The organism is Nostoc sp. T09, from assembly GCF_002154695.1.
Classification (GTDB): domain Bacteria; phylum Cyanobacteriota; class Cyanobacteriia; order Cyanobacteriales; family Nostocaceae; genus Aulosira.
Genome location: NZ_MTAV01000229.1, coordinates 1 through 1,854 on the forward strand (window position 1 = coordinate 1; position 1,854 = coordinate 1,854).

General features: G+C 43.7%; 2 protein-coding genes. Both read right to left on the reverse strand.

The window, feature by feature from the left end; genetic code table 11:
• Positions 1–261 precede the first annotated feature (261 nt).
• Positions 262–1,272 (reverse strand): YihY/virulence factor BrkB family protein, encoded by a 1,011-nt coding sequence (locus tag BV372_RS33110; RefSeq protein WP_086691517.1) that lies wholly within the window; start codon positions 1,270–1,272, stop codon positions 262–264.
• A gap of 203 nt (positions 1,273–1,475) precedes the next feature.
• On the reverse strand, positions 1,476–1,854 hold a 379-nt coding region (locus BV372_RS33115), incomplete at its 5' end, for an MFS transporter (RefSeq protein ID WP_143845456.1).

The following is a 1,854-nucleotide window of genomic DNA, read 5'->3' on the forward strand; positions in this document are numbered from 1 at the left end:
AAGTCGGGGAACCCGCCCAACGGAGTGCCTCGGGAAACCCGTCCACCGGACTGGCTCACCACTTCGTGTCTACGTTCCACTGTGTTGCACTCGCGGCGGACATATCACAAGTAATTTGCCGGACATGATATGAGAATACACCAGATGCTAACAAAGCGAGCGGGAAGCCGCCCTCCGAGCGTCTGCAAGTCGGTGAATCCGACGCCATTTGCTACAACGGAGGGAATTTCCCTTCTGCCCTCTGCCTTTGATTATTTATTGCTAACTTCTTCTTCTCTTTTTCAAACCCTTAGATTTGCTCAATGAGCGTATTATGCGATTAATAATGTTAGAAGATGGTCTTTTATTAGCAGAAGTTTGCCTGTTTTGATTAGTACCATTGTCTGTTGTTTCTTGATGATTTAAGGGTACAGCATTCTTCGTTGGCCTAATACCACTGCCATATCTTCTAGCATAAACCTGGGTAAATTCAGCCCCAAAAAAGAGAATTTGAGCGGCATAATAAATCCAAGCCAAAATAACTACCAATGAACCAGCAGCTCCATAGGCTGAGCCAAAACCACCGTTACCTAAATATTGCCCTAACAAAAACCTACCAATAGAAAATAAAATTGAGGTGATAGAAGCACCAATTATCACATCACCCCAAGTAATTTTGACATCTGGCAGAACTTTGAAAATGAGTCCAAATAGTACTGTAGTGATGGCAAAACTCAGTAGGAAGTTAACAATTTGCCAGATAAAATCAACACCTGGTACAAGGTTACTAAAGAAAGTCACCAGTGCTGACAAACCTGCACTAACTACCAAGGAAACCAGAAGTAGAAATCCAATTCCTAGAACCATAGCGAACGATAAAACGCGTTGGCGAACCATATTGTTCATGCCTGCTCCTGGTTTTGGCTTGACTTCCCAAATCGTATTAAGGGCATCTTGCAACTCGTTAAATAAACCAGTAGCACCTAATAGCAGAACTAGGATACTTATGATTGAGGCGATGGTTCCAGTCTGTGGTTGGTTGGCATTTTGAATAGCTGTTTCGATAAATTCTGCGCCTGGCCTCCCAACTAAACCTTGGATTTGTCGAACAATTTCACCCCTGGCTGCCTCTTCTCCAAATACTGCACCAACGATCGCAATTACAATAATCAGCAACGGTGCGATCGAAAAAATTGTGTAATAAGCCAATGCTGCTGCTAAACGTGAGGCTTTATCCTCACTCCATTCTTTAAAAGTCTCTTGGAATAATTTCCAAATCGCTTGCCACCTCATACCATCAGTCTCCTTACCCCAGATATTGCCTGCCTCAGATATATTGGATACTGATTCCCTTGTTAGCGTCATCTGCCCAAAGGTGTTCGTGCAGCATCCTTGAGGCAGAATGCAGAGTCAATAATTGGCAATGTGATCGCTCTTTGAGATCTAAACACGAATGAGCGATCGCCATGTGTATTTCAATTGAAAATCTCAGCCTATTACATATCTTCTAACTCCATACCTTTGGTTTCTCTAATAAAGAACCAAACGAAAAATAGTGAGATAGCCGCAGCAGTTGTATACAAACCATAGGCAGCGCCTAGCCCGAAATATTGCAATATCGGCGGAAATGTCGTCGAAACCACGAAATTCGCGATCCATTGCATTGCCGCAGCTACCGAAAGTGCAGCAGCGCGAATTCTGTTATTAAACATTTCTCCCAACAGCACCCAAACCACTGGTCCCCAGGAGAAACCGAAGCAAAATACATAGAGGTTGGCTGCAACAAGAGCTATAGTACCTGCACTTCCTGCCAATGTTGGGTTACCAGCAGCATCGGTCGCAGCATGTCCAAAAATATAAGCTAACGTTCCCAAG

What these genes read in the sequence shown, in the direction of transcription:
- BV372_RS33110 (WP_086691517.1), bottom strand. Translation starts at nt 1,272, where the DNA reads ATGAGGTGGCAAGCGATTTGGAAATTATTCCAAGAGACTTTTAAAGAA.